The organism is Curvibacter sp. PAE-UM (assembly GCF_001432305.1).
Taxonomy (GTDB): domain Bacteria; phylum Pseudomonadota; class Gammaproteobacteria; order Burkholderiales; family Burkholderiaceae_C; genus Hylemonella.
The window spans coordinates 1,672,465-1,693,595 of sequence record NZ_KQ483358.1; the positions used below are offsets into that span (position 1 = coordinate 1,672,465).

The 21,131-nt window shown below is 67.6% G+C and carries 25 protein-coding genes; 15 read left to right on the forward strand and 10 right to left on the reverse strand.

Annotated features, from left to right (window positions below):
* Window positions 1-46 precede the first annotated feature (46 nt).
* Complete coding sequence (locus AO057_RS08130; protein WP_057675151.1) at window positions 47-484, forward strand: universal stress protein; 438 nt, start codon at window positions 47-49, stop codon at window positions 482-484.
* Here AO057_RS08130 and AO057_RS08135 read toward each other — a convergent pair.
* From AO057_RS08135 to AO057_RS08150, 4 genes are read right to left on the reverse strand one after another with little or no spacing between them, the layout of a single operon-like run.
* Window positions 481-1,236 (reverse strand): SDR family NAD(P)-dependent oxidoreductase, encoded by a 756-nt coding sequence (locus tag AO057_RS08135; RefSeq protein WP_057677223.1) that lies wholly within the window; start codon window positions 1,234-1,236, stop codon window positions 481-483. The two genes, AO057_RS08130 and AO057_RS08135, sit on opposite strands and share 4 nt — an antisense overlap.
* A gap of 17 nt (window positions 1,237-1,253) precedes the next feature.
* Window positions 1,254-1,919: an RluA family pseudouridine synthase gene (locus AO057_RS08140; protein WP_057675152.1), complete on the reverse strand. Its 666-nt coding sequence runs from the start codon at window positions 1,917-1,919 to the stop codon at window positions 1,254-1,256.
* Window positions 1,903-3,978: a PAS domain-containing hybrid sensor histidine kinase/response regulator gene (locus AO057_RS08145; RefSeq protein WP_057675153.1), complete on the reverse strand. Its 2,076-nt coding sequence runs from the start codon at window positions 3,976-3,978 to the stop codon at window positions 1,903-1,905. Before AO057_RS08145 ends, AO057_RS08140 begins: the two co-directional genes overlap by 17 nt.
* Before the next feature lie 22 nt (window positions 3,979-4,000).
* The gene (locus tag AO057_RS08150; protein ID WP_057675154.1) at window positions 4,001-4,918 is read right to left on the reverse strand and encodes an adenylate/guanylate cyclase domain-containing protein; all 918 of its coding nucleotides are present in this window, start codon (window positions 4,916-4,918) and stop codon (window positions 4,001-4,003) included.
* Between the two features lie 276 nt (window positions 4,919-5,194).
* On the opposite strand from AO057_RS08150, the gene AO057_RS08155 reads away from it, so the two are divergent.
* On the forward strand, window positions 5,195-5,740 hold the full coding sequence (locus AO057_RS08155; protein ID WP_057675155.1) for a cyclic nucleotide-binding domain-containing protein: 546 nt from the start codon (window positions 5,195-5,197) through the stop codon (window positions 5,738-5,740).
* 170 nt (window positions 5,741-5,910) lie between these two features.
* Here AO057_RS08155 and AO057_RS08160 read toward each other — a convergent pair whose 3' ends face one another.
* Window positions 5,911-6,843 carry a MerR family transcriptional regulator gene (locus AO057_RS08160; RefSeq protein WP_057675156.1) on the reverse strand — a complete coding sequence of 311 codons (933 nt, stop codon included), beginning with the start codon at window positions 6,841-6,843 and terminating at the stop codon, window positions 5,911-5,913.
* Window positions 6,844-7,036: 193 nt separating this feature from the next.
* Between AO057_RS08160 and AO057_RS08165 the strand changes: the two genes are divergently transcribed.
* From AO057_RS08165 to AO057_RS08200, 8 genes are read left to right on the forward strand one after another with little or no spacing between them, the layout of a single operon-like run.
* On the forward strand, window positions 7,037-8,332 hold the full coding sequence (locus AO057_RS08165) for an NAD(P)/FAD-dependent oxidoreductase (RefSeq protein ID WP_057675157.1): 1,296 nt from the start codon (window positions 7,037-7,039) through the stop codon (window positions 8,330-8,332).
* Window positions 8,329-9,129 carry a DUF1365 domain-containing protein gene (locus tag AO057_RS08170; RefSeq protein ID WP_057675158.1) on the forward strand — a complete coding sequence of 267 codons (801 nt, stop codon included), beginning with the start codon at window positions 8,329-8,331 and terminating at the stop codon, window positions 9,127-9,129. The genes AO057_RS08165 and AO057_RS08170 overlap by 4 nt, the downstream gene beginning before the upstream one ends.
* A complete protein-coding gene (locus AO057_RS08175; protein ID WP_057675159.1) occupies window positions 9,126-10,349 on the forward strand; it encodes an SAM-dependent methyltransferase in 1,224 nt (407 codons plus the stop codon). Before AO057_RS08170 ends, AO057_RS08175 begins: the two co-directional genes overlap by 4 nt.
* 56 nt (window positions 10,350-10,405) lie before the next feature.
* Window positions 10,406-10,894, forward strand: coding sequence for a chalcone isomerase family protein (locus AO057_RS08180; protein WP_240480753.1), 489 nt, complete (start codon window positions 10,406-10,408; stop codon window positions 10,892-10,894).
* Window positions 10,895-10,907: 13 nt separating this feature from the next.
* Entirely contained in the window at window positions 10,908-12,179 is a 1,272-nt protein-coding gene (locus AO057_RS08185; protein WP_057675160.1) for an MFS transporter, read from the forward strand.
* Window positions 12,176-12,736, forward strand: a complete 561-nt coding sequence (locus tag AO057_RS08190; protein ID WP_057675161.1) for a DUF3833 family protein — start codon at window positions 12,176-12,178, stop codon at window positions 12,734-12,736. Before AO057_RS08185 ends, AO057_RS08190 begins: the two co-directional genes overlap by 4 nt.
* 3 nt (window positions 12,737-12,739) lie before the next feature.
* A complete protein-coding gene (locus AO057_RS08195) occupies window positions 12,740-13,546 on the forward strand; it encodes an SDR family NAD(P)-dependent oxidoreductase (RefSeq protein WP_057675162.1) in 807 nt (268 codons plus the stop codon).
* Window positions 13,543-13,971, forward strand: a complete 429-nt coding sequence (locus AO057_RS08200) for a nuclear transport factor 2 family protein (RefSeq protein WP_057675163.1) — start codon at window positions 13,543-13,545, stop codon at window positions 13,969-13,971. The genes AO057_RS08195 and AO057_RS08200 overlap by 4 nt, the downstream gene beginning before the upstream one ends.
* A gap of 1 nt (window position 13,972) precedes the next feature.
* On the opposite strand, the gene AO057_RS08205 is transcribed toward AO057_RS08200, so the two are convergent.
* Entirely contained in the window at window positions 13,973-14,845 is an 873-nt protein-coding gene (locus AO057_RS08205; RefSeq protein ID WP_057675164.1) for an NUDIX hydrolase, read from the reverse strand.
* Between the two features lie 79 nt (window positions 14,846-14,924).
* Between AO057_RS08205 and AO057_RS08210 the strand changes: the two genes are divergently transcribed.
* Window positions 14,925-15,836, forward strand: coding sequence for an SDR family NAD(P)-dependent oxidoreductase (locus tag AO057_RS08210; RefSeq protein WP_057675165.1), 912 nt, complete (start codon window positions 14,925-14,927; stop codon window positions 15,834-15,836).
* A gap of 49 nt (window positions 15,837-15,885) precedes the next feature.
* On the opposite strand, the gene AO057_RS08215 is transcribed toward AO057_RS08210, so the two are convergent.
* Window positions 15,886-16,143 carry a DUF1294 domain-containing protein gene (locus AO057_RS08215; protein ID WP_057675166.1) on the reverse strand — a complete coding sequence of 86 codons (258 nt, stop codon included), beginning with the start codon at window positions 16,141-16,143 and terminating at the stop codon, window positions 15,886-15,888.
* A gap of 49 nt (window positions 16,144-16,192) precedes the next feature.
* Entirely contained in the window at window positions 16,193-16,420 is a 228-nt protein-coding gene (locus AO057_RS08220) for an oxidoreductase-like domain-containing protein (protein WP_082605471.1), read from the reverse strand.
* A gap of 100 nt (window positions 16,421-16,520) precedes the next feature.
* Between AO057_RS08220 and gshA the strand changes: the two genes are divergently transcribed.
* The gene (gshA, locus tag AO057_RS08225; RefSeq protein WP_057675167.1) at window positions 16,521-18,077 is read left to right on the forward strand and encodes a glutamate--cysteine ligase; all 1,557 of its coding nucleotides are present in this window, start codon (window positions 16,521-16,523) and stop codon (window positions 18,075-18,077) included.
* Here gshA and AO057_RS08230 read toward each other — a convergent pair.
* Window positions 18,039-18,272 carry a hypothetical protein gene (locus AO057_RS08230; protein WP_057675168.1) on the reverse strand — a complete coding sequence of 78 codons (234 nt, stop codon included), beginning with the start codon at window positions 18,270-18,272 and terminating at the stop codon, window positions 18,039-18,041. The two genes, gshA and AO057_RS08230, sit on opposite strands and share 39 nt — an antisense overlap.
* Before the next feature lie 22 nt (window positions 18,273-18,294).
* A complete protein-coding gene (locus AO057_RS17770) occupies window positions 18,295-18,486 on the reverse strand; it encodes a hypothetical protein (RefSeq protein ID WP_156404511.1) in 192 nt (63 codons plus the stop codon).
* Window positions 18,487-18,938: 452 nt separating this feature from the next.
* Between AO057_RS17770 and ylqF the strand changes: the two genes are divergently transcribed.
* The 3 genes from ylqF (at window position 18,939) to AO057_RS08245 (ending at window position 21,120) form a co-directional block, all read left to right on the forward strand.
* Window positions 18,939-19,928, forward strand: a complete 990-nt coding sequence (gene ylqF / locus AO057_RS08235) for a ribosome biogenesis GTPase YlqF (RefSeq protein WP_057675169.1) — start codon at window positions 18,939-18,941, stop codon at window positions 19,926-19,928.
* A complete protein-coding gene (locus AO057_RS08240; RefSeq protein ID WP_057675170.1) occupies window positions 19,925-20,836 on the forward strand; it encodes a DHH family phosphoesterase in 912 nt (303 codons plus the stop codon). Before ylqF ends, AO057_RS08240 begins: the two co-directional genes overlap by 4 nt.
* Window positions 20,837-20,916: 80 nt before the next feature.
* On the forward strand, window positions 20,917-21,120 hold the full coding sequence (locus AO057_RS08245) for a putative motility protein (protein WP_057675171.1): 204 nt from the start codon (window positions 20,917-20,919) through the stop codon (window positions 21,118-21,120).
* The last annotated feature ends 11 nt before the right edge of the window (window positions 21,121-21,131 follow it).

Below are 21,131 nucleotides of genomic sequence, written 5' to 3' on the forward strand. Positions count from 1 at the left end.
AGCCGGTCTAAAGTGAGGCGGTACTTGCTTCGATCAGGAGGTTTCCATGTTCCAGCATATCCTGTTGCCCACCGACGGTTCCGATCCGGCCATGCGCGCGGTGGCGCGCGGCGTCGAGCTGGCCCAGCGCCTGGGGGCCCGGGTCACGGTGATGACCGCACTCGAACACTTTCCGGCCGGCATCATGGCCAGCGGCTACCGGCCCCATGACGAACCCCAGGAGGTGCCCGGCCTGCAGGCGGCCCATCACTGGCTGGAGCAGGCCGAGGCGGTGGCGCGCGCGGCCGGCGTGCCCTGCGAGCGGCTGCTCATGCGCGAGCAGAAGATCGTCTACCGCGCCATCCTGGATGCGGCGCAGCAGTGCGGCGCCGATCTCATCGTCATGGGCACGCACGGCATGGGGCTGATGGAGCGCCTCTTCGTGGGCAGCCAGACCCAGCGCGTGCTGGCGCACACCACCATCCCGGTGCTGACGCTGCACTAGGCTCGTACGTCGGCCACCGGCTCGCTGCCGAAGTCAGGCCGGTTCAGATACGCCAGCACCTTGCGTGCCGCAGCCTCGGGGCTGTCGAGCTGGCCGCCATTCTTGAGTTGCTCGAAGCGTGCGCGGTCCGGAAAGGCCGCGGCATCGGCGCCGCGCAGCTGCACCTGCATGTCGGTGTCGATCACGCCGGGCGCCAGCGAGCAGACCTGGGCACCCTTGGGCTTGTGCGCCTCTTCCAGCGCCAGGCAGCGGGTGTAGTGGTCCATGCCGGCCTTGGCCGCGCAGTAGACGGCCTGCGAGGCCATGGGCCTGCGGCCCAGGCCCGAGGAGATGTTGAGGATGCGGCGCGGCACGCCCCAGCCTTCGGTGGCGGCGAGGAAGGCGGCGCAAAGCGCCATGGGCGCTTCCAGACCCACGCGCAGGGCCTGGGCCAGATCGTCGGGGTCCATGTCCGACAGCGGGGCAATGCGCGGGATCATGCCGGCGTTGTTGATCAGCGTGGCACCGGCATGGCGCACACCGGGGCGGCCCAGCCATTGCCGCAGCATGGCCGCGGCTTCGCGGCTGTGCGCGAGGTCCAGCGGCCACTGCTCCAGCTTGCAGCCGGCCTGTGCCGCCTGCGCGGCCAGCGCCGCGTTTTCCTTGCGCGAGATGCACAGCAGGGTGTGGCCGGGCGCCAGCAGCTGCTGTGCCATGGCCAGACCCATGCCGCGCGAGGCGCCGGTGAGGATGTAGAGATGGGTGTCGGCCATGAGGTTCTCCGTGGACATCAGAAGGGGGGCGGGCTGTGCCAGTGCAGGGCTTCGCCCGTGGCAGGGTGCGTGAGCGCCAGCTCGCTGGCGTGCAGTTGCAGGCGCGGGCAACGCGCCTGGGTGTCGGCATCTGCATAGAGTGCGTCGCCCAGGATGGGGTGGCCGATGGCCTGCAGATGCACGCGCAGCTGGTGCGTGCGGCCCGTCACCGGTTCGAGTTCCAGCCGGGTCTGCGGCCGGCCCTGGGCATCGTGCTCATGCGCCAGCACGCGCCAGCGCGTCCGGCTGGGTTTGCCGCGGGCGTCCACCCTCTGGCGGGGCCGGTTCGGCCAGTCGCTCATGAGGGGCAGGTCGATCTCGCCCCCCTCAGCGGCCGGCGGCGGCAGGTGGCCGGCGACCAGCGCCACGTAGCGTTTGCGGACCGAGCGTGATTCGAAAGCCATGCTCAGCGTGCGCTGCATCCCGGTGCCGCGCGCCATCAGCAGCAGGCCCGAGGTGGCCATGTCCAGCCGGTGCACGATCAGCGCGTCGGGCCACAGCGCCTGGGCGCGGGTGCTGGCGCAGTCCTGCTTGTCGGCGCCGCGTCCGGGCACCGAGAGCAGGCCGGCCGGCTTGTCCAGCACCAGAAGGGCATCGTCTGCGTGCAGACAGACGATGCCCTGTGTGTCAATGTTGGCCTTCACCCTGGATCAATCGCTGCACGGTGTCGCACAGCTCCGAGACGTCGTTGGGCTTGTGGATCAGGGCGCGGGCACCGGCTTCCAGCGCGCTGGCCTCGATCTCGGGCGTGATGTAACCCGAGGCCAGCGCCATGGGGAGCTGGGGCCGGATGCGGTGCGCGTCCTTGAGCAGCTCGACGCCGCTGTAACCCGGCATGTTGTAGTCGGTCACCAGCAGGTCGTAATCGTCGGGTTGCGCGCGCAAGGCGGCCAGTGCGGCCTGCGGGTCGGTGTAGGCGCTGACCTTGAAACCTCGCCGCACCAGCACGCGCTCGACCAGGAAGGACAGGGCCTGGTCGTCATCGACATACATCACGTGGCGGCCGAAGCCCATGGCGGTCTGCAGGCGCGTGGGCTCGGCCGGCGTCGGGACGATGTCGGCTTCGGCGGCGGGGAAATAGAGCGTGAACTCGCTGCCGCTGCCGGGTGAGCTGCTCACGTCCACCGTGCCCAGGTGGGTGCGCATCACGCCGTGCACCACGGCCAGGCCCAGGCCCGTGCCCTGGCCCACGGGCTTGGTGGTGAAGAAGGGTTCGAAGATGCGCTGCAGGGTCTCGGCCTCCATGCCGCTGCCGCTGTCGCGCACGGCCAGGGTCACGTAGGGCCCTTCGGCCAGTCCCAGGCGCTGGCACTCCAGCATGTCGGGGTGGGTGCTGGTGAGTTCGATGCAGACCGTGCCGCGCGCGCTGCCGATGGCGTGGATGGCGTTGGTGCACAGGTTGATCAGGGCCTGTTCGACCTGGGTCGCGTCGGCCAGCACGGCCGGCGTCTCGCGCAGGCGCACCTGCAAGTCCACCGTGGGCGGCAGGGTGACCTTCATGAGGCGCACCGATTCCTGCACCACCTCGACCAGCTGGATGGGGTGGCGCTTGGGCGGCTCGTTGCGGCTGAAGGTCAGGATCTGGCGCACCAGGTCACGCCCGCGGCGGCCGGCCTTCTCGACTTCGGTCAGGCAGACCTGCACCGGCGAATCGGCGCCGGCGTCCTGGCGGGCGAGGGTGACGTTGCCCAGGATGGCGCCCAGGATGTTGTTGAAGTCGTGCGCGATGCCGCCGGCCATGGTGCCGATGGCCTGCATCTTGTGCGCCTCGCGCAGCTGCGCTTCGAGGATGTTGCGCTGCACTTCCATCTCGCGGCGTGTCGTCAGGTCGCGCGCGAAGACGGTGGTGATGTCGCCGTCGCCTTCGGGCTGGCGTTCGCGCGAGACGCTGACTTCGAGCATCAGGGGGCGACCTTCGACGGTGCGGCCGATGACTTCGCCCAGCGTGGCCTGGGTCGAGAGGCGCGTGGCGGCGATCGCCTCGATGGCCTCGGGCAGGAAGCGGCCCAGCGAGGTCTTGAGCGCCTGCTCGGGCGGGCACTGGAAGAGTGCGGCGGCGGCCGGGTTGAAGACGGTGATGCGCTGCTCGCCGTCGACGCAGATGATGGCGTCGAGCGAGGAGTTGATGATGGCGGCCAGGCGGTTTTCGCTCAGGCGCAGTTCCTCGTTGCGCTGCTGCAGGGCCAACGCGCTTTCCTGCAGCGCGCGCCGGCGTTCCTGCAGCGCGCGCCGCTCGGTCAGCAGCGGGCCCTGGTCGATCACGGCGCAGATGAAATGGGTCAGGTCGCGGTCCTGCGAATACTGGATGCGCGCGATGTGCAGGTCGCCGGTGAAGCGGGCTTCCAGACCGCTGGAGAACACCACCTCGTTGGTGTCGCTGTGGCCATGGATCTTGGCCTCGTCCAGCGACTGCTGCACGCGCTCGATGTGGTCGGGGGTGACCAGGGGCAGCAGGAAGTTCAGCGGGGGGTCGGATTCCTTGGGCCGGAACAGCTTGAGCGCCATGGCGTTGCTCTGTTCCACCATGCCGAACTCGTCGACCACCATCAGCCCCAGCGGCACGTTGGAGAACAGCGATTCGAAACGTTCGGAGGCGCCTTCGGCGGCGATGCGGCTGAATTCGAGCGCGCTGTTCTGCGCTTCCAGTTCGGCCTGGTAGGCGCGCAGATCGTCGATCAGCTTGGGGAGGGCCCGGCGGGTCATGGCGAGGACTTGCCCACGCAGTTCAGTTGTTCTTGTTGGTGAACCAGAAGCTGACGATGGGGGCGGTCGGGTCGTCGAAGGAGGCCCCCAGCGCCATCTCGCCCTTGTCCAGCAGCACGCATTCCTGGCGTCGCAGGGAGATCACGGCAGAGGAGCCGGCGAAGCGCACCCAGGTGCCGTAGCTGCTGATGTCCGAGAGCACGAAGAGTTCACCGCGGCGGTCCAGGCGGGCGTGCAGGCGCGAGACGCGCGGGTCGAGCACGGCAAACTGGGCGTCGTTGCCGCGGCCCAGGAAGACCGGCATGTCCATGGCCTCGAACAGGATGTTGTGCTCGCGCCAGGTCAGCTCGATGGTGCTGGGCAGGCGGCTGCTGGGCGCGCCGACCGTCTCCAGGCCGGCCTGCATGGTCATGATCTCGGAGGTGGTCTCGCGCTGCCAGTCGATGCGGTAGACGATGGCCGGTTCGCTCTTGCCCCGGATGTCCATGGGCCCGAGGTTGCGGTAATTGATCTCGCCGTCGTGGTACAGCGCCTCGATGACGCTCTCGGAAGCGAAGATCTGTTCGGCGCCCGACAGGTCGCTCAGGCGCGAGGCCATGTTGACGGCGTCACCGAAGCAGTCGCCGTCCTGTTCCACCACCTCGCCACGGGCCAGGCCCACCTTGACCTGCATCTTGCTCATGCCAGGCAGGCTGCTGCTGCGCTCGCGCTGCATGCGCTGCATCTCGACCATGGACAGCACAGCGGCCTGGTTGTCGACAAACGAGGCCAGCACGCCGTCGCCCAGGTACTTGATGACACGGCCGCCGCGCGCCTGGAAGGTCTTGCCGATCCAGTGCGTGGTGCGGGTCACCACTTCAGCCGCCCTGGCATTGCCCAATGCCTCGAAAAGCCCGGTACTTCCGGTCAGGTCGGCAAAGACGATGGTGAGGACAGCCATGCGATCGGGATTTTGGAGAAGATGAGTGTGCTCATTATGCCGGCCCCGCCACGGCGGTAAGCTGTCAAGGAGGCCGACCTGTCAGGCACCAAGTATACGGGTCGCCCGGGTTCAGGACGGCAGGGCGGCGCCCCGGCGCACGCGCTGCCGGCTCGGCAGCGCGGGGCGTTGAATAAGGGGCCATCGTGCGCAAAACTGCCACGCCGCCGCCTTCGCTGCTGTGTAAGATGTGCCATGTACCGCCAGCAGGCGTTACACCACAGGGGACACAAGAACATGGGTATCAATCCTGCCATCGTCCAGAACATCGCCGAGCGGGTGCGTGCCGAGGTGTTGCCCCAGCGCGCGGCATCGGCGCTCAAGCTCGACCCGGCCATCATCCAGAAGATTGCGCAGAAGGTCCCGATCTTCTCCGGCATGAGCCAGCCCTGCCTGCTGGACACGCTGGCCACGGGCGAACATTTCACGGTCCAGGCCGGCGAAGCGGTGTTCCGCGAAGGCGACATGGGCAACTCCTTCTATGTGCTGATCGCCGGCGATGTGGTGGTCGAAAAAATGCGCGACGGCAAACCGGTCGAGCTGACGCGCCTGGGCCCGGGCGAGTGCTTCGGCGAGATGGCCCTGGTCGGCAACGACGTGCGTTCGGCCACGGTGCGCGCCACCGGTTCGCTGGTCGCCATGCGCTTCTACCGCGAGCTCATCGATGCCAACCCCGAGAGTGCCTCGGCCATCTACCGCAACATCGCCCGCATCCTGGCAGGCCGCCTGGGCGAGTCCAGCCTCATGCTGGCCGACCTGAAAAAGCGCGACAGCGCGGCCTGAGTTCCTTAGGGCTACGCTGAACAAGTCCCCGCCGCGTGCTGCATCCCAGCAGCGGGCGGTCTGCGGCGTTGCAAATCCTCGCCATAGCTGGGGCTATGGCTGTGGTTTGCGCCTTGCATCCCATCCCGATGCAGGGCGCAGCCCATCGCCAGGACCTGTTCAGCGCAGCCTCAGGCGGCTGGCTGCGGCTGGCTGTCGCTCCACCGGGACAACAGAGCCCCGATCTCCTCCAGCCTGGGCACCGGGGTCACACCCTCGGGGGCGCGGCGTTGCAACACCGGGTGAGTGCCACCGGCCCAGATCTCGGTCCCGGCGGGTAGCCGGCTGCGCAGATCCTGCAGGCCGCGCTGCAGCAACTGCGCATTGAAGGCGGGGCTGAAGCTCAGGCCCACGATCTGTGCGCGGTTGGCCTGCGCCGCGCGCACGATCTCGGCCACCGGGGTCTGGGTGCCCAGCGAGACGCATTCGCAGCCCTCCAGCACCAGCGCGATCTCGGCCATCAGCAGGCCCAGCATGTGGGACTCCTGCGGAAAGGTCGCCAGCAGCACCCGTGGGCGGCCCGGCCGCGGCATGGAGGCCATGCTGCCCAGGGCGCTGCGCAGCACGGCGGTCACGCTCTCCGTATACATATGTTCCTCGAACACCTGGATCTCGCCGCGCACCCAGGCTTCGCCCACCTGCACGTTCAGCGGCGCCAGCAGTTCGGTCAGGAAGCGGCCCAGGCCCAGGCGCAGCACGGCCTGGTTCAGCGTGCGGCGCAAGGCCATCACCTCGTGGCGGCGCACCAGTGCCAGGAGGGCCTGCAACTCGGGGGTGAGGGGGGCATTCGTCGCCGCCGGGGCCGAGTCCAGCAGCAGTTGCTGCAACTCGGCCATCGACAGGGGCACCACGCGCCCGGGGCGCTGGCCGGCCCCCAGCAGGCGTGCGATCAGGCGCAGGCGCTCGACCTGCTCGGACGGGTAGAGGCGCTCGTCGAAGGCGTCGCGCACGGGCTGCGGGAAGCCGTAACGGCGTTCCCAGACGCGCAGCGTGTCCTTGGAAAGACCCGTGTCGCGCTCCACCGCGGCGATGGGCAGGTCGGTGCCGGCCGTCTCGCCTGTCATTCCTGACTCATCTGTATGGTCTTTCACTGTAAATCTTTTTGTCTAGGACAAACGTAGATAATCTTCCAAAACAACGCGATATTAACTGTTTAACCTAAGTTTTGTCCATGTCAAAAATTCTTCCCAGCTTATCCCGCAGGTTTGACAGCCCTACCGTCCAGGGCGCCATGGCCCCGTGGAAGCGAGTCTGCGCATGAAGGTCGCCATCGTCGGTTCCGGCATCTCCGGCCTGGCCGTGGCCCACGCCCTGCAGGGCCATGCCGAGCTGACCCTGTTCGAGGCGGGGGACTATTTTGGCGGTCACACCCATACGGTGGATGTGACCTTGCCCACCAGCCATGGGCCCGTCACCTGGGGCGTGGACACCGGTTTCCTGGTCTTCAACGAGCGCACCTACCCCAACCTGATCCGCCTGTTCGGCGAGCTGGACATCGCCACCGCCAAGACCGACATGTCCTTCTCGGTGCAGGCGGGGGACCCCCGGGGCCGCCGGCTGGAGTGGAACGGTGCCAATCTCAACAGCGTTTTTGCCCAGCGCCGCAATCTGCTGAACTGGCGTTTCCTGCGCATGCTGCGCGAGGTGCTGCGCTTCAACAAGCTGGCGACGACCCTGGCCGAGGCCGGGGCCGATGCGCAACTGGCGCAGCCCCTGGGCGAGTGGCTGGACGCGCAGCGCTTCAGCGCCGAATTCCGCGACTGGTACTTCCTGCCCATGATGGCCTGCATCTGGAGCTGCCCGACGGCGCAGATGCTGGAGTTCCCCGTGGCCACCATGATCCGCTTCTGCCACAACCACGGCCTGATCCAGGTGAACGACCGGCCGCAGTGGTGGACGGTGAGCGGCGGCGCGCGCCGTTATGTCGAGAAGATCGTCGCCCGCATTCCGGACAAGCGTCTCAATACCCCCGTGCGCGCCATCGAGCGCGACGACCACGGTGTGACCCTCACCACCGACCAGGGCGCCCAGCGTTTCGACCAGGTCGTGCTGGCCACCCATTCCGACCAGGCCCTGGCCCTGCTGCGCCGGCCCTCGGCCGAGGAAGGCCGTGTGCTGGGCGCCATCCGCTACCAGGCCAACCGCGCCGTGCTGCACACCGATGCCTCGGTGCTGCCCGAGCGCCGCCTGGCCTGGGCCGCCTGGAACTACGAACGCGCCCCGGCGACCGAGCAGGAAAGCAGCCGCGTCTGCCTGCACTACCTGCTCAACCAGCTGCAGCCCCTGCCGTTCGAGCAGCCGGTGGTGGTCAGCCTCAACCCGCTGCGCGAGATCGCGCCGCAGCATGTGCTGGGCGACTACGACTACGCGCACCCGGTGTTCGACCTGGGCGCCATCGCCGCACAAAAGGAGTTGCCCAGGCTGCAGGGCCGCCAGCGCACCTGGTACGCAGGCGCCTGGACCGGCTACGGCTTTCATGAAGACGGTCTCAAGTCGGGCCTGGGCGTGGCGCAGCAACTGCTGGCCTTGCTGGCCTACCGGGAAGCCGCATGAGCCAGCCCGGCGTGCCCCTGATCGGCAGCGGCCAGGTGCGCCACACGCGCCTGCGCCCGGCGCGCCACGTCTTTGCCTATTCCACCTTCTTTCTCATGCTGCCGCTGCGCGGCATGCGCCGGTTTGGCGCCGGCGAGCTGGCGTACAACCGCGCCGGCTGGCTGAGCTTCCATGACAGCGACCACGGCGACGGCCGCAGCGCCGCGCAGGGCGGAGCGCTGGGCTGGATGGAGGAGTTGCTGCAGCGCGAAGGCATCACCGATGCCGACGGCGAGGTCTGGCTGCACTGCTACCCGCGGGTGCTGGGTTACACCTTCAAGCCGGTGAGCTTCTGGTACTGCCACCGCAGCGACGGCACGCTGCGCGCCATCGTGGCCGAGGTCAACAACACCTTCGGCGAGCGCCACTGCTACCTGCTCGATGCGCCGCGCTACGGCCACGAGCAACACGCCAGCAAGGTCTTCCACGTCTCGCCCTTCTGCCGCGTCGAGGGCGAGTACCGCTTCCGTTTCATGCGCACCGAGCGCGACGGCATGGAGCGCACCGTGGCCTGCGTCGACCTGCTGGATGCGCAGGGCCTGCTGCTGCAGACCAGCGTCAGCGGCGTGCTGCAGCCCTATACCGCGCTCAGCGCGCGTCGTGTGCTGTGGCGCCAGCCGGCCATGACGCTGGCGCTGATCGCCCACATCCACTGGCAGGCCCTGCGCCTGTGGCTCAAGCGTGTGCCCTTTTTCTCCAAGCCGGTGCCACCCGCCGACTTCGTCACCCGTTCCATCCCTCCAGCCTCCACGCCATGAACACCACCACTGCCCCCCGCCTCGTGCTGCCGCGCAGCGCGCCCGCCAGTGCCCGTTCCGTCCTGCGTCTGCTCGAACGACTGCGGCACGGCACGCTCACCCTGCAACTGCCCGATGGCACGCAGCTGCGCTACGGCAACGGCGACGCTCCCCATGCCAGCCTGGTGCTGCACGACTGGGCCGTGTTCGGCGCCACGCTCAAGTCCGGCGACATCGGTTTTGCCGAGAGTTATATGGCCGGCCAGTGGACGACCTCCGACCTGGCTGCGCTGCTGCGCCTGTTCATCCGCAACCGCCAGGACCTGGAGGACGTGATCTACGGCAGCTGGCTGGGCAGCCTGTTCTACCGCCTGCGCCACCTCTTTCACCGCAACACCAGGACCAACAGCCGCAAGAACATCCACGCCCATTACGACCTGGGCAATGCCTTCTACCGCCTGTGGCTGGACGGGACCATGAACTATTCCTCGGCCTGGTTCGAGGGCAATATGGCTGGCGACATGGTCGCCGCCCAGCAGGCCAAGGTGCGGCGCGCGCTGCGCCTGGCCGGGGTGCAGCCGGGTGACCGCGTGCTGGAGATCGGCTGTGGCTGGGGCGCGCTGGCCGAGATGGCCGTCACCGAATTCCAGGCCTCGCTGACCGGCGTGACGCTGAGCACCGAGCAGCTGGGCTGGGGCCGCGAACGCATGGGCCAGCTGGGCGCCGAGGCGGCCGCACGCGCCGACCTGCGCCTGCAGGACTACCGCGACATCAGCGACGGCCCGTACGACGCGATCTGCTCCATCGAGATGGTCGAGGCGGTGGGCCAGGAATACTGGCCGACCTACTTCCAGAGCGTGGCGCGCCTGCTCAAGCCCGGCGGGCGGGCCTGCATCCAGAGCATCGTGATCGAGGATCGCCTGTTCGAGCGCTACCTCCACTCGACCGACTTCATCCAGCAGTACATCTTCCCCGGCGGCTGCCTGCCGTGCCCGGCCGAGTTCCGCCGCCAGGCCGAGGCGGCGGGCCTGAAGGTGGTGGATGAGCTGTCCTTCGGCCCCGACTACGCCGAAACCCTGCGTCGCTGGCGCCGCCAGTTCCTGGCGGAGCGCAGCCGCATCCTGCAACTCGGATTTGACGAAAGGTTCATGCACCTATGGGAGTTCTACCTCGCCTACTGCGAAGCGGCCTTCGACGAAGCCAATATCGACGTGATGCAGTTCACGCTACAAAAAGCGTAGCAAATGTCATCGGGCTCGTCCTGCTGCTGGCCGCCGCCCCGGCGCTGGCCGAGATCGTGCCGCCGCCGGCTCGCGTCGCCTCGCCCCTGCTGGCGCAGCCGCGCCAGGCCGGCAGCGGCCTGTACACCTGGTGGGGCTTCGAGGTCTACCAGGCCAGCCTGTGGGTCGAGCCCGGTTTCGATGCCGCGGCCCTGCCGCGCCAGCGTTATGCGCTGGAGTTGCACTACCGGCGCGACTTCAAGGGGCGCGACATCGCCCAGCGCTCCATCGACGAGATGCGTCGTGTCGGCCCCATCAGCGAGACGCAGGCGCAAGCCTGGCTGCAGGCCATGGCGGCCGTCTTTCCAGACGTGAGTACCGGCGACCGCCTGACCGGCGTGAACCTGCCGGGCCGCGGCGCGCAGTTCTACGCCAACGGCAAGCCCACGGGGGAAATCGCCGATCCCGAGTTCGCCCGCCTGTTCTTCGGCATCTGGCTGTCGGAGCAGACCTCGGCACCCAGGTTGAGGCTGGCCCTGCTGGGCCAGTCCGCGAGCGCCCGCTGAACGGCATGCCTGCATGACGACCTCCACCACACTCTCGGTCGCGCAAGCCTGGCGTTACGGCCTCATGGGCCTGCCGCTGGCGTTCGTGGCGCTGCCGCTGTATGTGCTGCTGCCCAACCACTACGCGCGCGAGTTCGGTGTGCCGCTGGCCACGCTGGGTGCCTTGCTGCTGGCCACGCGCCTGGCCGATGCGCTGATCGATCCGCTGCTGGGCCGCGTGAGTGACCGGCTCTACCGCCGGTCCCCGGCCACACTGCTGGCCTGGGCCGCGGTCGCATGCGGGCTCATGGGCGCGGGTTTTGCGCTGCTCTTCTTTCCTCCGCTGCGCAGCGGGGACGGCCTGCTGGTCGTCAGCGCCGTGCTGCTGATGCTCACCTACGCCAGCTTCAGCGCGGTGACCCTCTCGCACCAGGCCTGGGGTGCCTTGCTCGGGGGTGACTCCGTGCGCCAGAGCCGCCTGGTGGCCTGGCGCGAGGGCCTGGGCCTGGTCGGTGTGCTGCTGGCGTCGGTGGCGCCCGTGCTGTGGGGGCTGGACGTCATGGTCGGCCTGTTCTGGGCGGCCTTGCTGCTGGGCTGGCTGGCCTGGCGCGCGGCGCCGCGCCCTGCGGCCGATGCGATCACGGGCACGGCGGCCGAGGCCGGCCATCTCTGGCAACCCTGGCAGCGCGCGCCCTTTCGCCGCCTGCTCGCGGTCTTCATGCTCAACGGCATTGCCAGCGCGGTGCCGGCCACGCTGGTGCTGTTTTTCGTGCAGGACCGGCTGCAGGCTTCGGCATCCATGGAGCCGTTTTTTCTCGGCAGCTATTTCCTGAGTGCTGCCTTGTCCATGCCGCTGTGGCTGGCCGCCGTGCGCCGCTTCGGCCTGGCCCGCAGCTGGCTGGGCGGCATGGGGCTGGCGGTGGCCGTTTTCGTCTGGGCCAGCACCCTGGGCAGCGGGGATGCCTGGCTCTTCATCGGCATCTGCGTGCTTTCGGGCGCCGCTTTGGGTGCGGATCTCGTGATGCCCGGCGCCATGCTGGCCGGCCTGATTGCGCGCGCCGGCGACCTGGGCCGCACGCAAGGCGCCTATTACGGCTGGTGGAACTTCGCCACCAAACTCAACCTGGCCCTGGCCGCCGGCCTGGCCCTGCCCCTGCTGGGCTTCTACGGTTATGCGCCCGGCGCGCGCGAGCCCCAGGCGCTGCAGGCGCTCACCGTCGCCTACTGCCTGCTGCCCTGTGTGCTCAAGCTGGCGGCGGGTGCCCTGCTGTATTCATCTTTTATCCATCGCAAAGGTTCATCATGAAACGACGTCTGCTGCTTGCCGGTGCCACCGCGCTTGGCGCCACCACCCTGGCCGGCTGCGCCTCGCCTACCGTGGCCGATTACGCGGAGGAGAAACCCGAGCTCGACCTGCGCCGTTATTTCAACGGCACGGTGGATGCCTACGGCGTCTTCACCGACCGTTCGGGCAAGGTCGTCAAGCGTTTCACCGTGGTCATGAACTGCAGCTGGAGCGGCGAGAGCGGCCGCGAGGTCGGCGTGCTCGACGAAGACTTCACCTACTCCGATGGCACGACACAGAAGCGCATCTGGACGCTGCGTCGCCGCCCTGGCGTGGGCAGGCAGGGGCTCTATGTCGGCACCGCCGGCGACGTGGTAGGCGAGGCGAATGGCGAGGAGCGCGGCAACGCCTTCTACTGGGCCTACAACCTGGACCTGCCGGTGGACGGGCGCAACATCGTCGTACATTTCGAGGACTGGATGTACCAGATGAACGATCGCGTCATGCTCAACCGCGCCACCATGAGCAAATGGGGTGTGCGCCTGGGCGAAGTCACCCTGTCCTTCACCAAGCGCTGAGCCATGGCCCTCAATCCTCCCCTGCGTGACTGGGCCGGCAAGACGGTCTGGCTGGTCGGTGCCTCCAGCGGCATCGGCCAGGCCTGCGCCGACCTGATCCACGCACAAGGTGCCACGGTGTTTGTGTCAGCCCGCAAGGCGGCGCAACTCGATGCCTGGGTGGCCGCGCATCCGGGCGCCGATGCCCAGGGCCGGCCGCGTGCCGTGGCCCTGCCGCTGGATGTCACGGACCGCCGCGCCCTGCAGCTGGCCAGCGACGCCATCGCCGAGCGCGGCCCGCTGGACCTGGTGGTGTACTGCGCCGGTTATTACCTGCCCGTCGACGCCCAGTCCTACAGCCTGGAGGAAATGCTGCGCCACGAGCAGGTCAACTACGTGGGCGCGCTCTATCTGCTGGAGGCCGTGTTGCCGCATCTGAAGCAGCAGGCCGCGGCGGGCCAGGGCGGGCACCTGAGCCTGGTCAGCAGCGTGGCGGGTTTCCGCGGCCTGCCCAAGAGCCTGGCCTACGGGCCGACCAAGGCCGCGCTCATCAACCTGGCCGAAGCCCTCTACCTGGACCTGCGTGCCCTGGGCCTGGGTGTAAGCGTGGTCAACCCCGGTTTCGTCGAGACGCCGCTGACCGCGCAGAACGATTTCAGGATGCCGGCGCTCATCACCCCCGAAGTTGCGGCGCGCGAGATGCTGGCCGGCTGGGCACGTGGCGACTTCGAATTGCACTTTCCCAAACGCTTCACGCGCTGGCTCAAGTTCCTGCGCCTGCTGCCCTACCGCCTCTACTTTCCCCTGATCAGAAAATTCACCGGACTATGAGCCACGCTGTCGAAAAAATTGCCGTCTTCTTCGAAACGCTGACACCGCAGAGTGTCGAGCGTTTTCCCGAGTTCTATACCGAGGACGCGTATTTCAAGGACCCCTTCAACGAGGTGCGCGGCATCCTGCCCATCCAGCGCATCTTCCGCCACATGTACGTCAACCTGCACGAGCCACGGTTCGTCGTGACCGGCCGCGTGGTCGAGGGCGAGCAGGTCCTGCTGACCTGGGATTTCCATTTCCGCTTCCGCAAGTTCAGCCCCGACAAGCCGCAACTCATCCGCGGCGCCACGCACCTGCGCCTGGCGCAGGACGGACGCATCCGCTCGCACCGCGACTACTGGGACGCGGCCGAGGAGCTCTACGAGAAGCTGCCGCTGGTGGGTGGGCTGATGCGCTGGCTCAAGCGTCGCGCCAATTCCTGAGTCAGAGAAAGAGCGCCTCGAAGCCGCCCTCGGGCTGGAAGCGCTTGCTGCTGTAGCGCAGACGTGTGGGGCCGGGCAGGGCGCGCTCGCGCACGCTGTGACGCGGGTCGCCGGGGTAACACAGCACCCGCACGCCGTTCTCGTCATCAAAAGGCTCGGGCTGCACCAGGGCCGGGCTTTTGCTGCGGGCCTCGGCCAGCACGCCGGCCACGCTGCTGTGCCGCGCCAGATGGGCCAGGCTCATGATCTGCGGTGGCGCCAGATCGATGATGCTGTCGCGGTATTGTTCCAGCGCAGCGCGCGGTGCCACCCACACGCTCTCGGTGGCTTCATGGTTGTCATGGCTTGCCGTCTGCACCGCCGGCACGGCGGCCACGAAAAAGCGCGTGTCGAAGCGCTTGGAACTCACCGAGGCCATCCTGGGCGTGACCCAGCGCGACCAGGGCAGCACGCTGCGCGTGTCCAGCTTCAGGCCCAGCTGAAGCAGCAACTCGGCAAAACCATGGCCCTCGCGCAGCAGCGCAGTGGCCTGCGCCACCTGATCGGCGCTGGCGCCATGCGCGTACAGCACGCCCGATTCCTCGAAAGCCTCGCGCAGCGCCGCCACGTAGCAGCTGGCGGCCAGCTCGGCCGCCGTGTCGGGCTCGCCCAGCGCGCCGTGCAGCGCGGCCAGGGGCTGGTCCAGCTGGGGGATCAGCGCGGCGTCTTGCGCATCGATCTTGCCGCCGGGAAACACATAGGCGCCGCCCAGCACGTCCGAGGCGCCGTGGCGCTTGAGCAGGAAGACCTCCAGCCCGGTGGGCGCATCGCGCAGCATGACCACGGTGGCCGCGTCGCGCGGCGGGGTTTCGATGAGGGTGTGGTTCAGTTCCATGGTGTCGTGTGCAGGACTCGGCTGGTTTTATTCGTCCATTAAGATTTGAGCATACGCTGACAAACACAGAGGAGACAGCATGATCGACTTCAAGGGCCGGGTGGCCATCGTGACCGGGGCCGGTGGCGGCCTGGGCCGCCAGCACGCGCTGGCTTTGGCCCAACGCGGTGCCAAGGTGGTGGTGAACGACCTGGGCGGTGCCCGTGACGGCTCGGGCGGTTCGGCCAGCGCCGCGCAGCAGGTGGTGGACGAGATCCGTGCGGCCGGTGGCGAGGCGATGGCGAACGCCGCGTCGGTCACCGACTTCGAGGCCGTACAGGCCATGGTGCAGCAGGCGGTGGAGACCTGGGGTCGCGTGGACATCCTGGTCAACAACGCCGGCATCCTGCGCGACAAGACCTTTGCCAAGATGGAGCTGGCCGACTTCCGCCTGGTGCTGGACGTGCACCTCATGGGCGCCGTGCACTGCTGCAAGGCCGTGTGGCCCCACATGATCGCGCAGAAATACGGCCGCATCGTGATGACCACCTCGTCCAGCGGCCTCTACGGCAACTTCGGCCAGTCCAACTACGGCGCGGCCAAGCTGGCCCTGGTCGGGCTGATGCAGACCCTCTCGCTGGAAGGTGCGAAGAACGACATCCGCGTGAACTGCCTGGCCCCCACCGCCGCCACCCGCATGACCGAAGACCTGATGCCCGCCGAAGTGCTGCGCGCCCTGCAGCCCGAGGCCGTGGTGCCCGCCATGCTGGTGCTGGCCAGTGCCGATGCACCCACGCGCACCACGCTCTGTGCGGGTGCGGGCAGCGTCGAGGCGGCCCACATCACCCTGACGCATGGCGCGTGGATCGGCATCGACGAGAACGCCGACGTACGCCTGCAGCAGCACCTGGCCGAAGTGCTGGACCGCACCAACGAAACGGTGCCCGGCAGCGGCAGCGCCCAGGGCACGCACGAGGTGGGGCGGGCGATGGTCATGCTGGGGCAGGGCTGAGCAGCCTTTGCGTCGATCCAGAAGCCCGGGCCTGCCGGGCTTGCTCTTTTCAGCCTGGCCCCTGTGCGCCATGGCGTGACGCGACCAGCAGGATCAAGCCGGCGATGTTGAGCAACACCATCAGCCAGAACACCATCAGGAAGCGTGGCTTGCTCGTCTTGTGCCGCAGTTGCCGCTGCGCCAGCAGCGCACCGGGCCAGCCGCCCAGCAGGGCCAGCAGGTGCAGCGCGCGTTCCGGGACACGCCGGCGTTTCCTGCGAGCGGCTGACTTGTCCAGGGCGTAGACGGCATAAGCGACGAGGCTCATGCACCCATAGATCAGTCCGGCGAGTGCGGTCAAAGTCACGTCGGCACACTCAGTCTTGCAGTACCTGCTCGGCCTCTGCCTGCCAGTAGGCGGCCGCTTCATGAAAGCCTTCCCACACGCAGCCGTTGCAGCCGCGGCCACAGCAGCCCGTGGGCAGGGGCGGGGGCTTGCGCAGGGTCACGCCGGCGACAAGGGCGCGCTGCTGCAGCGCGGCAAACATGGCCAGGGTGTCGGCCAGTGGTCCTTGGGGGATGGCGTTGCTCGGGCTGTCGTTCATGCAGGGTGATCGGCGTCTCTTGACCCCGCGCAGCAGGGTTTATCCCGGCATGGTAACTTCCGGGTCCGACTACAAATAGAACAACCGCAGGATCTCCCGCATGAGCAGTCCCGTCGCCCACCCTCTCCTGGCCTCCGAGCGCCTGCTGGGCATCCGGCGTGGCATCGAGAAGGAAAGCCTGCGCGCACTGCCTGACGGGATGCTGGCGCTCACGCCGCATCCGGCGGCGCTGGGCTCGGCGCTCACGCATCCGCACATCACCACCGACTATTCCGAGTCCCAGCTCGAACTCATCACCGGGGTGCATGCCGGCGTGTCGGCCTGCCTGGACGAACTCACCGAGACCCACCAATACACCTACCGCACCCTGCGCGAGGCCGGGGAAGAAATGCTCTGGGTCTCCAGCATGCCCTGCGGCCTGCCCACCGACGAGACGATTCCCCTGGGGCGCTACGGCTCTTCCAACATCGGGCGCGCCAAGAGCGTCTACCGCATGGGCCTGGGCCATCGTTATGGCCGGCGCATGCAGACCATCTCGGGCATCCACTACAACTGGTCGCTGCCGGGCGTGAGCAATGCAGAGTACTTCGCGCTGATCCGCAACTTCCGCCGTCACGCCTTCCTGCTGCTCTACCTGTTCGGCGCCTCGCCCGCCGTGTGCCCGACCTTCGTCGAAGGCCGCCAGCACGAGCTGCAGTCGTTGGACGGCAAGGCCCTGTACATGCCGCACGGCACCTCGCTGCGCATGGGGCGCCTGGGTTACCAGAGCGACGCGCAAGCCTCGCTGGCCGTCAGCTACAACAGCCTGGAGGGCTACGCCGCTTCGCTGCACGACGCGCTCACCCGGCCCTGGCCGGCCTACGAGGCCCTGGGCGTGCTGAACCCCGGCGGCGACTACATCCAGCTCGCCACCAGCCTGCTGCAGATCGAGAATGAGTTCTACGGCACCATCCGCCCCAAGCGCACCATCTTCCAGGGTGAGCGCCCGCTGCACGCCCTGCGCGAGCGGGGCGTGGAGTACGTGGAAGTGCGCCTCATGGACCTGGACCCCTTCGAGCCCGTGGGCATCAACGCGCAGACCATGCGTTTCCTGGATGTCTTCCTGCTGCACTGCCTGCAGAGCGAGAGTCCCAATGACACGCCGCAGGAAATCGCCGAACTCGCGCGCAACCAGCACCTCACGGCCGCGCGCGGGCGCGAGCCGGGCCTGCAGCTGCTGCGCGGAGGCCAGGCGGTCACGCTGCAAGACTGGGGCAGCGAACTGGTGCAGGCCTGCGAGCCCATCGCGCGTGCGCTGGATGCCGCGCATGGTTGCACTGACTACAGCGCGGCCCTGGCCTCGGCTCGCGCCGGCCTGGCTGATCCTTCAACCCTGCCTTCGGCCCGTGTGCTGGCCGAGATGGCCAGCGGGTACGACAACTCTTTCCTGCGTTTTGTGCGCGCCCGTTCGCAGCAGACGCGGCAGGATTTGCTGGCCCGGCCCTGGACCTCGCAGCAACAGCAGCGTTTTGAGGCGATGGCGCGCAAGTCGCTCGAAGACCAGCGCGCCATCGAGGCGGCCGACACCATGCCTTTCGAGATCTTCCGCCAGCAGTACGTCTCGCCCTCGCGGCTGGGACTACCTTCTCGCGCGGCGGCGCAGGAAGTACTGGCCTAAAAAGGCAATTCCGAGGACGAGGGCGAACCAGCCCACCACCTGGCCACCGGTCAGCAACTCCTGTACCGCTGGCGAGCGGGCGAAGTAGGGGCCCAGCAGGATGACTGCGCCGATCAGGGCGATGGCGATGCCTTTGAAGAGGAGTTCCTGGTCGGCTTTACGGGCCTGGGCTTCTTGTTTTGCTGGGTTCGTCATGGCGGCAATTATCGTTGTCGGCCTAGTTTTCTCGGTTCTTTTCTTTTGACGTGGCGTTGCCGGGATGTGCCCCCGGCAGGGCAGTAACTTTCTTTTGCTTCGCCAAAAGAAAGTCACCAAAGAAAAGGCGAGCCGGATTCGTCGCCCGGCTGCGCCGGTACGCTGCGTTGCTCGGTCTGAGCGGGGTGCGCGCAAACTCGCTGCGCTCAAACATGCGCGCCCCTTTATCCGCTCAGCCCTGCGCTACTCGCCTCCTCATTACGGCGGGGGGAACCGGATACCAAAACCGAATCCCACAAGGACGCGCCATGGCGCGTCCTTGTTTGGCTGTTCTGTTCTTGGCTGTTGGCTCCCGGCTGTCCGGACCCCATGCCGTGTGGCAGGGCTGAGCAGCGCAGCAGCGGGCGGATCAGGGCGGGCGTTGTTTGAGCGCAGCGAGTTTAGCCCGACCCCGCCCGATGCGAGCAGCGCAAGGAACCCCGAAGGGGCCCTGACTTCGGCTCGCCTTTCTTTTGGGTACTTTGCTTTGGCGAAGCAAAGAAAAGTACCTCGCCCGCCGGGGCGAGACCCGGCCTGCCACGAAAGCAGTCGCCTATCTAAGATGCCAAGCCGTCTCGGCGACAATCCTTACCGGCACCGATTCCCGCGAAGAAAGAAACTGACCCTATGGCCGTCCAGTGGTTCCCAGGTCACATGCACCTGACCAAGAAGACCATCGAGGAGCGCATCAAGCACATTGATGTGGTCATCGAGATGGTCGACGCGCGTCTGCCGGGCTCCAGCGCCAACCCCATGCTGGCTTCGCTGACCAGCAAACGGCCCAGCCTCAAGGTGCTCAACAAGCAGGATCTGGCCGACCCGGGCTGTACCGCCCTCTGGCTGGCGCATTACAACGGCCGCGAGGGCACGCGTGCCATTGCGCTGGACACCACCGATGGCAATGCCGCCAAGCGACTGATCGCGCCCTGCCGTGAACTGGCGCCCACACGCGGCAACAGCATGGCGCGCCCGTTGCGCGTGATGATCTGCGGCATTCCCAATGTGGGCAAGTCCACGCTGATCAACCGGCTGGTGGGCAAGAGCGCGGCCAAGGCGGCCGACGAAGCCGGTGTGACGCGTAACGAACAACGCATCGTGCTCGAAGACGGCTTCTACCTGTTTGATACACCGGGCATGCTGTGGCCGCGCATCATCGTGGCGCAAAGCGGTTACAACCTGGCCGCCAGCGGCGCCGTGGGCCGCAACGCCTTTGACGACCAGGAAGTGGCGCTGGAGCTGCTGGACTACCTCAAGCCGCACTACGCGACTGAGCTGGTCGCGCGTTACGCCCTCAAGGACATCGATGCGCTGCAGAGCGAGGAACTGCTCGAAGCCATCGGCCGCAACCGTGGCTCGCTCATGGCCGGCAACAAGGTGAATATGCAAAAGGCCGCCGAGCTGCTGATCCACGATTTCCGCGTCGGCGCGCTGGGTCGCATCTCGCTGGAAACACCGCAGGAATACGCGCGCTGGCTGGCCGAAGGCAAACAGCTCGACGCCGAGCGCCAGCTGCGCAAGGAAGAGCTCCAGAGTGCCGGCCATATCCGTACCAAGCCCGCCGCCAAGAAATCAGCGCCTCCCAAGGCCATCCCCCGTCCCAGGAAACCCGTCCGATGAAAACCCTGCTGCCCCAGCAACTGCTGGTCCACCCCGACCGCCACGATCCCTCGCCGCTCATCCTCTACCACGCACGCTGCGCTGACGGTTTTGGTGCCGCGCTGGCCGCCTGGCTGTATTACGAGGGGAAGGCCGAGTTCCGCCCCTGCGACCACGGCGATGTGAAGACCGTGGACGACCTGCCGGCGCTCGATGGCCGCGCGGTCTACATCCTGGACTTCTCCTTCGCGCCCGAGCTCATGCAGGCCATCGAGCAGCGCGCGGCCAAGCTCGTGATGCTGGACCACCACAAGAGCGCGGCCGAGAAGCTCACGGGTTTTGCCTGTCGTTGTGGTGTGGTGCATTTCGACATGAGCAAGTCCGGCGCGCGCCTGGCCTGGGAGTTCTTCCAGTCCGACCGTGCCTTGCCGGCCCTGGTGCGCTACATCGAAGACCGCGACATCTGGGCCTGGAAATTCCCCGAGAGCGCGGGTTTCCTCGCCGCGCTCGACATGGAGACCATGGAGTTCGAGCGGTGGGCGCAGATCGCCTCCTGGTCCGAAGACGAACTGGCGACCTTCATGCAACGCGGCCAGGCCATGGACGAGAAGTTCAGCAAGCTGTGCGAAGACATCGCCGCGGGTGCCGAGCCCGTCGTCTTCAACGGCCAGGCCGGCCTCATGGTCAACGCGCCCGGCATGTTCCACAGCCTGGTGGGCGAACTGCTGAGCAAGAAGAGCGGCACCTTTGCGCTGATGTGGAGCGCCAGCAAGGGTGGGCTCATCAAGGCCGGCCTGCGTTCGCAGCGCAGCTTCGACTGCATCCCCCTGGCCGAGAGCATGGGCGGCGGCGGCCATGCCCAGGCCTGCGGTTTCCGCATGGGGGCCGAGCGCCTGCCCGAGCTGCTGCGCGGCACGCTCAACGCCTGATCGCCGGCTCCGGGTTCACGTCCGGGGCTCAAGTTGCCAGCTGGCCTGCCGATAAAGGGTTGAATCACCCGATATCGAACATGGACGGCATCAGCAAGCAGATCATCGCCATCGCCAGCCAGCTGCAGTCGGCGCGGCTGGCGCAGAACGTGCAGGTCTACGTCTTGCGCCAGGCCATGGACATGCCGCAGAGCAGCATGCAGATCCTGTTGCAGCCGGCCACGGGGCCGCAGCCCCTGGCCACCTCGGGCAGCCTGGGCACGCGGCTCAACGTGCTGGCCTGAAGCCGAGCGAC

Coding starts and splice junctions, on each gene's coding strand:
- AO057_RS08130 (WP_057675151.1), top strand. CDS start 47: ATGTTCCAGCATATCCTGTTGCCCACCGACGGTTCCGATCCGGCCATG.
- AO057_RS08135 (WP_057677223.1), bottom strand. CDS start 1,236: ATGGCCGACACCCATCTCTACATCCTCACCGGCGCCTCGCGCGGCATG.
- AO057_RS08145 (WP_057675153.1), bottom strand. CDS start 3,978: ATGACCCGCCGGGCCCTCCCCAAGCTGATCGACGATCTGCGCGCCTAC.
- AO057_RS08150 (WP_057675154.1), bottom strand. CDS start 4,918: ATGGCTGTCCTCACCATCGTCTTTGCCGACCTGACCGGAAGTACCGGG.
- AO057_RS08155 (WP_057675155.1), top strand. CDS start 5,195: ATGGGTATCAATCCTGCCATCGTCCAGAACATCGCCGAGCGGGTGCGT.
- AO057_RS08160 (WP_057675156.1), bottom strand. CDS start 6,843: ATGACAGGCGAGACGGCCGGCACCGACCTGCCCATCGCCGCGGTGGAG.
- AO057_RS08165 (WP_057675157.1), top strand. CDS start 7,037: ATGAAGGTCGCCATCGTCGGTTCCGGCATCTCCGGCCTGGCCGTGGCC.
- AO057_RS08170 (WP_057675158.1), top strand. CDS start 8,329: ATGAGCCAGCCCGGCGTGCCCCTGATCGGCAGCGGCCAGGTGCGCCAC.
- AO057_RS08175 (WP_057675159.1), top strand. CDS start 9,126: ATGAACACCACCACTGCCCCCCGCCTCGTGCTGCCGCGCAGCGCGCCC.
- AO057_RS08185 (WP_057675160.1), top strand. CDS start 10,908: ATGACGACCTCCACCACACTCTCGGTCGCGCAAGCCTGGCGTTACGGC.
- AO057_RS08190 (WP_057675161.1), top strand. CDS start 12,176: ATGAAACGACGTCTGCTGCTTGCCGGTGCCACCGCGCTTGGCGCCACC.
- AO057_RS08195 (WP_057675162.1), top strand. CDS start 12,740: ATGGCCCTCAATCCTCCCCTGCGTGACTGGGCCGGCAAGACGGTCTGG.
- AO057_RS08200 (WP_057675163.1), top strand. CDS start 13,543: ATGAGCCACGCTGTCGAAAAAATTGCCGTCTTCTTCGAAACGCTGACA.
- AO057_RS08205 (WP_057675164.1), bottom strand. CDS start 14,845: ATGGAACTGAACCACACCCTCATCGAAACCCCGCCGCGCGACGCGGCC.
- AO057_RS08210 (WP_057675165.1), top strand. CDS start 14,925: ATGATCGACTTCAAGGGCCGGGTGGCCATCGTGACCGGGGCCGGTGGC.
- AO057_RS08215 (WP_057675166.1), bottom strand. CDS start 16,143: ATGAGCCTCGTCGCTTATGCCGTCTACGCCCTGGACAAGTCAGCCGCT.
- AO057_RS08220 (WP_082605471.1), bottom strand. CDS start 16,420: ATGAACGACAGCCCGAGCAACGCCATCCCCCAAGGACCACTGGCCGAC.
- gshA (WP_057675167.1), top strand. CDS start 16,521: ATGAGCAGTCCCGTCGCCCACCCTCTCCTGGCCTCCGAGCGCCTGCTG.
- AO057_RS08230 (WP_057675168.1), bottom strand. CDS start 18,272: ATGACGAACCCAGCAAAACAAGAAGCCCAGGCCCGTAAAGCCGACCAG.
- AO057_RS17770 (WP_156404511.1), bottom strand. CDS start 18,486: ATGTTTGAGCGCAGCGAGTTTGCGCGCACCCCGCTCAGACCGAGCAAC.
- ylqF (WP_057675169.1), top strand. CDS start 18,939: ATGGCCGTCCAGTGGTTCCCAGGTCACATGCACCTGACCAAGAAGACC.
- AO057_RS08240 (WP_057675170.1), top strand. CDS start 19,925: ATGAAAACCCTGCTGCCCCAGCAACTGCTGGTCCACCCCGACCGCCAC.
- AO057_RS08245 (WP_057675171.1), top strand. CDS start 20,917: ATGGACGGCATCAGCAAGCAGATCATCGCCATCGCCAGCCAGCTGCAG.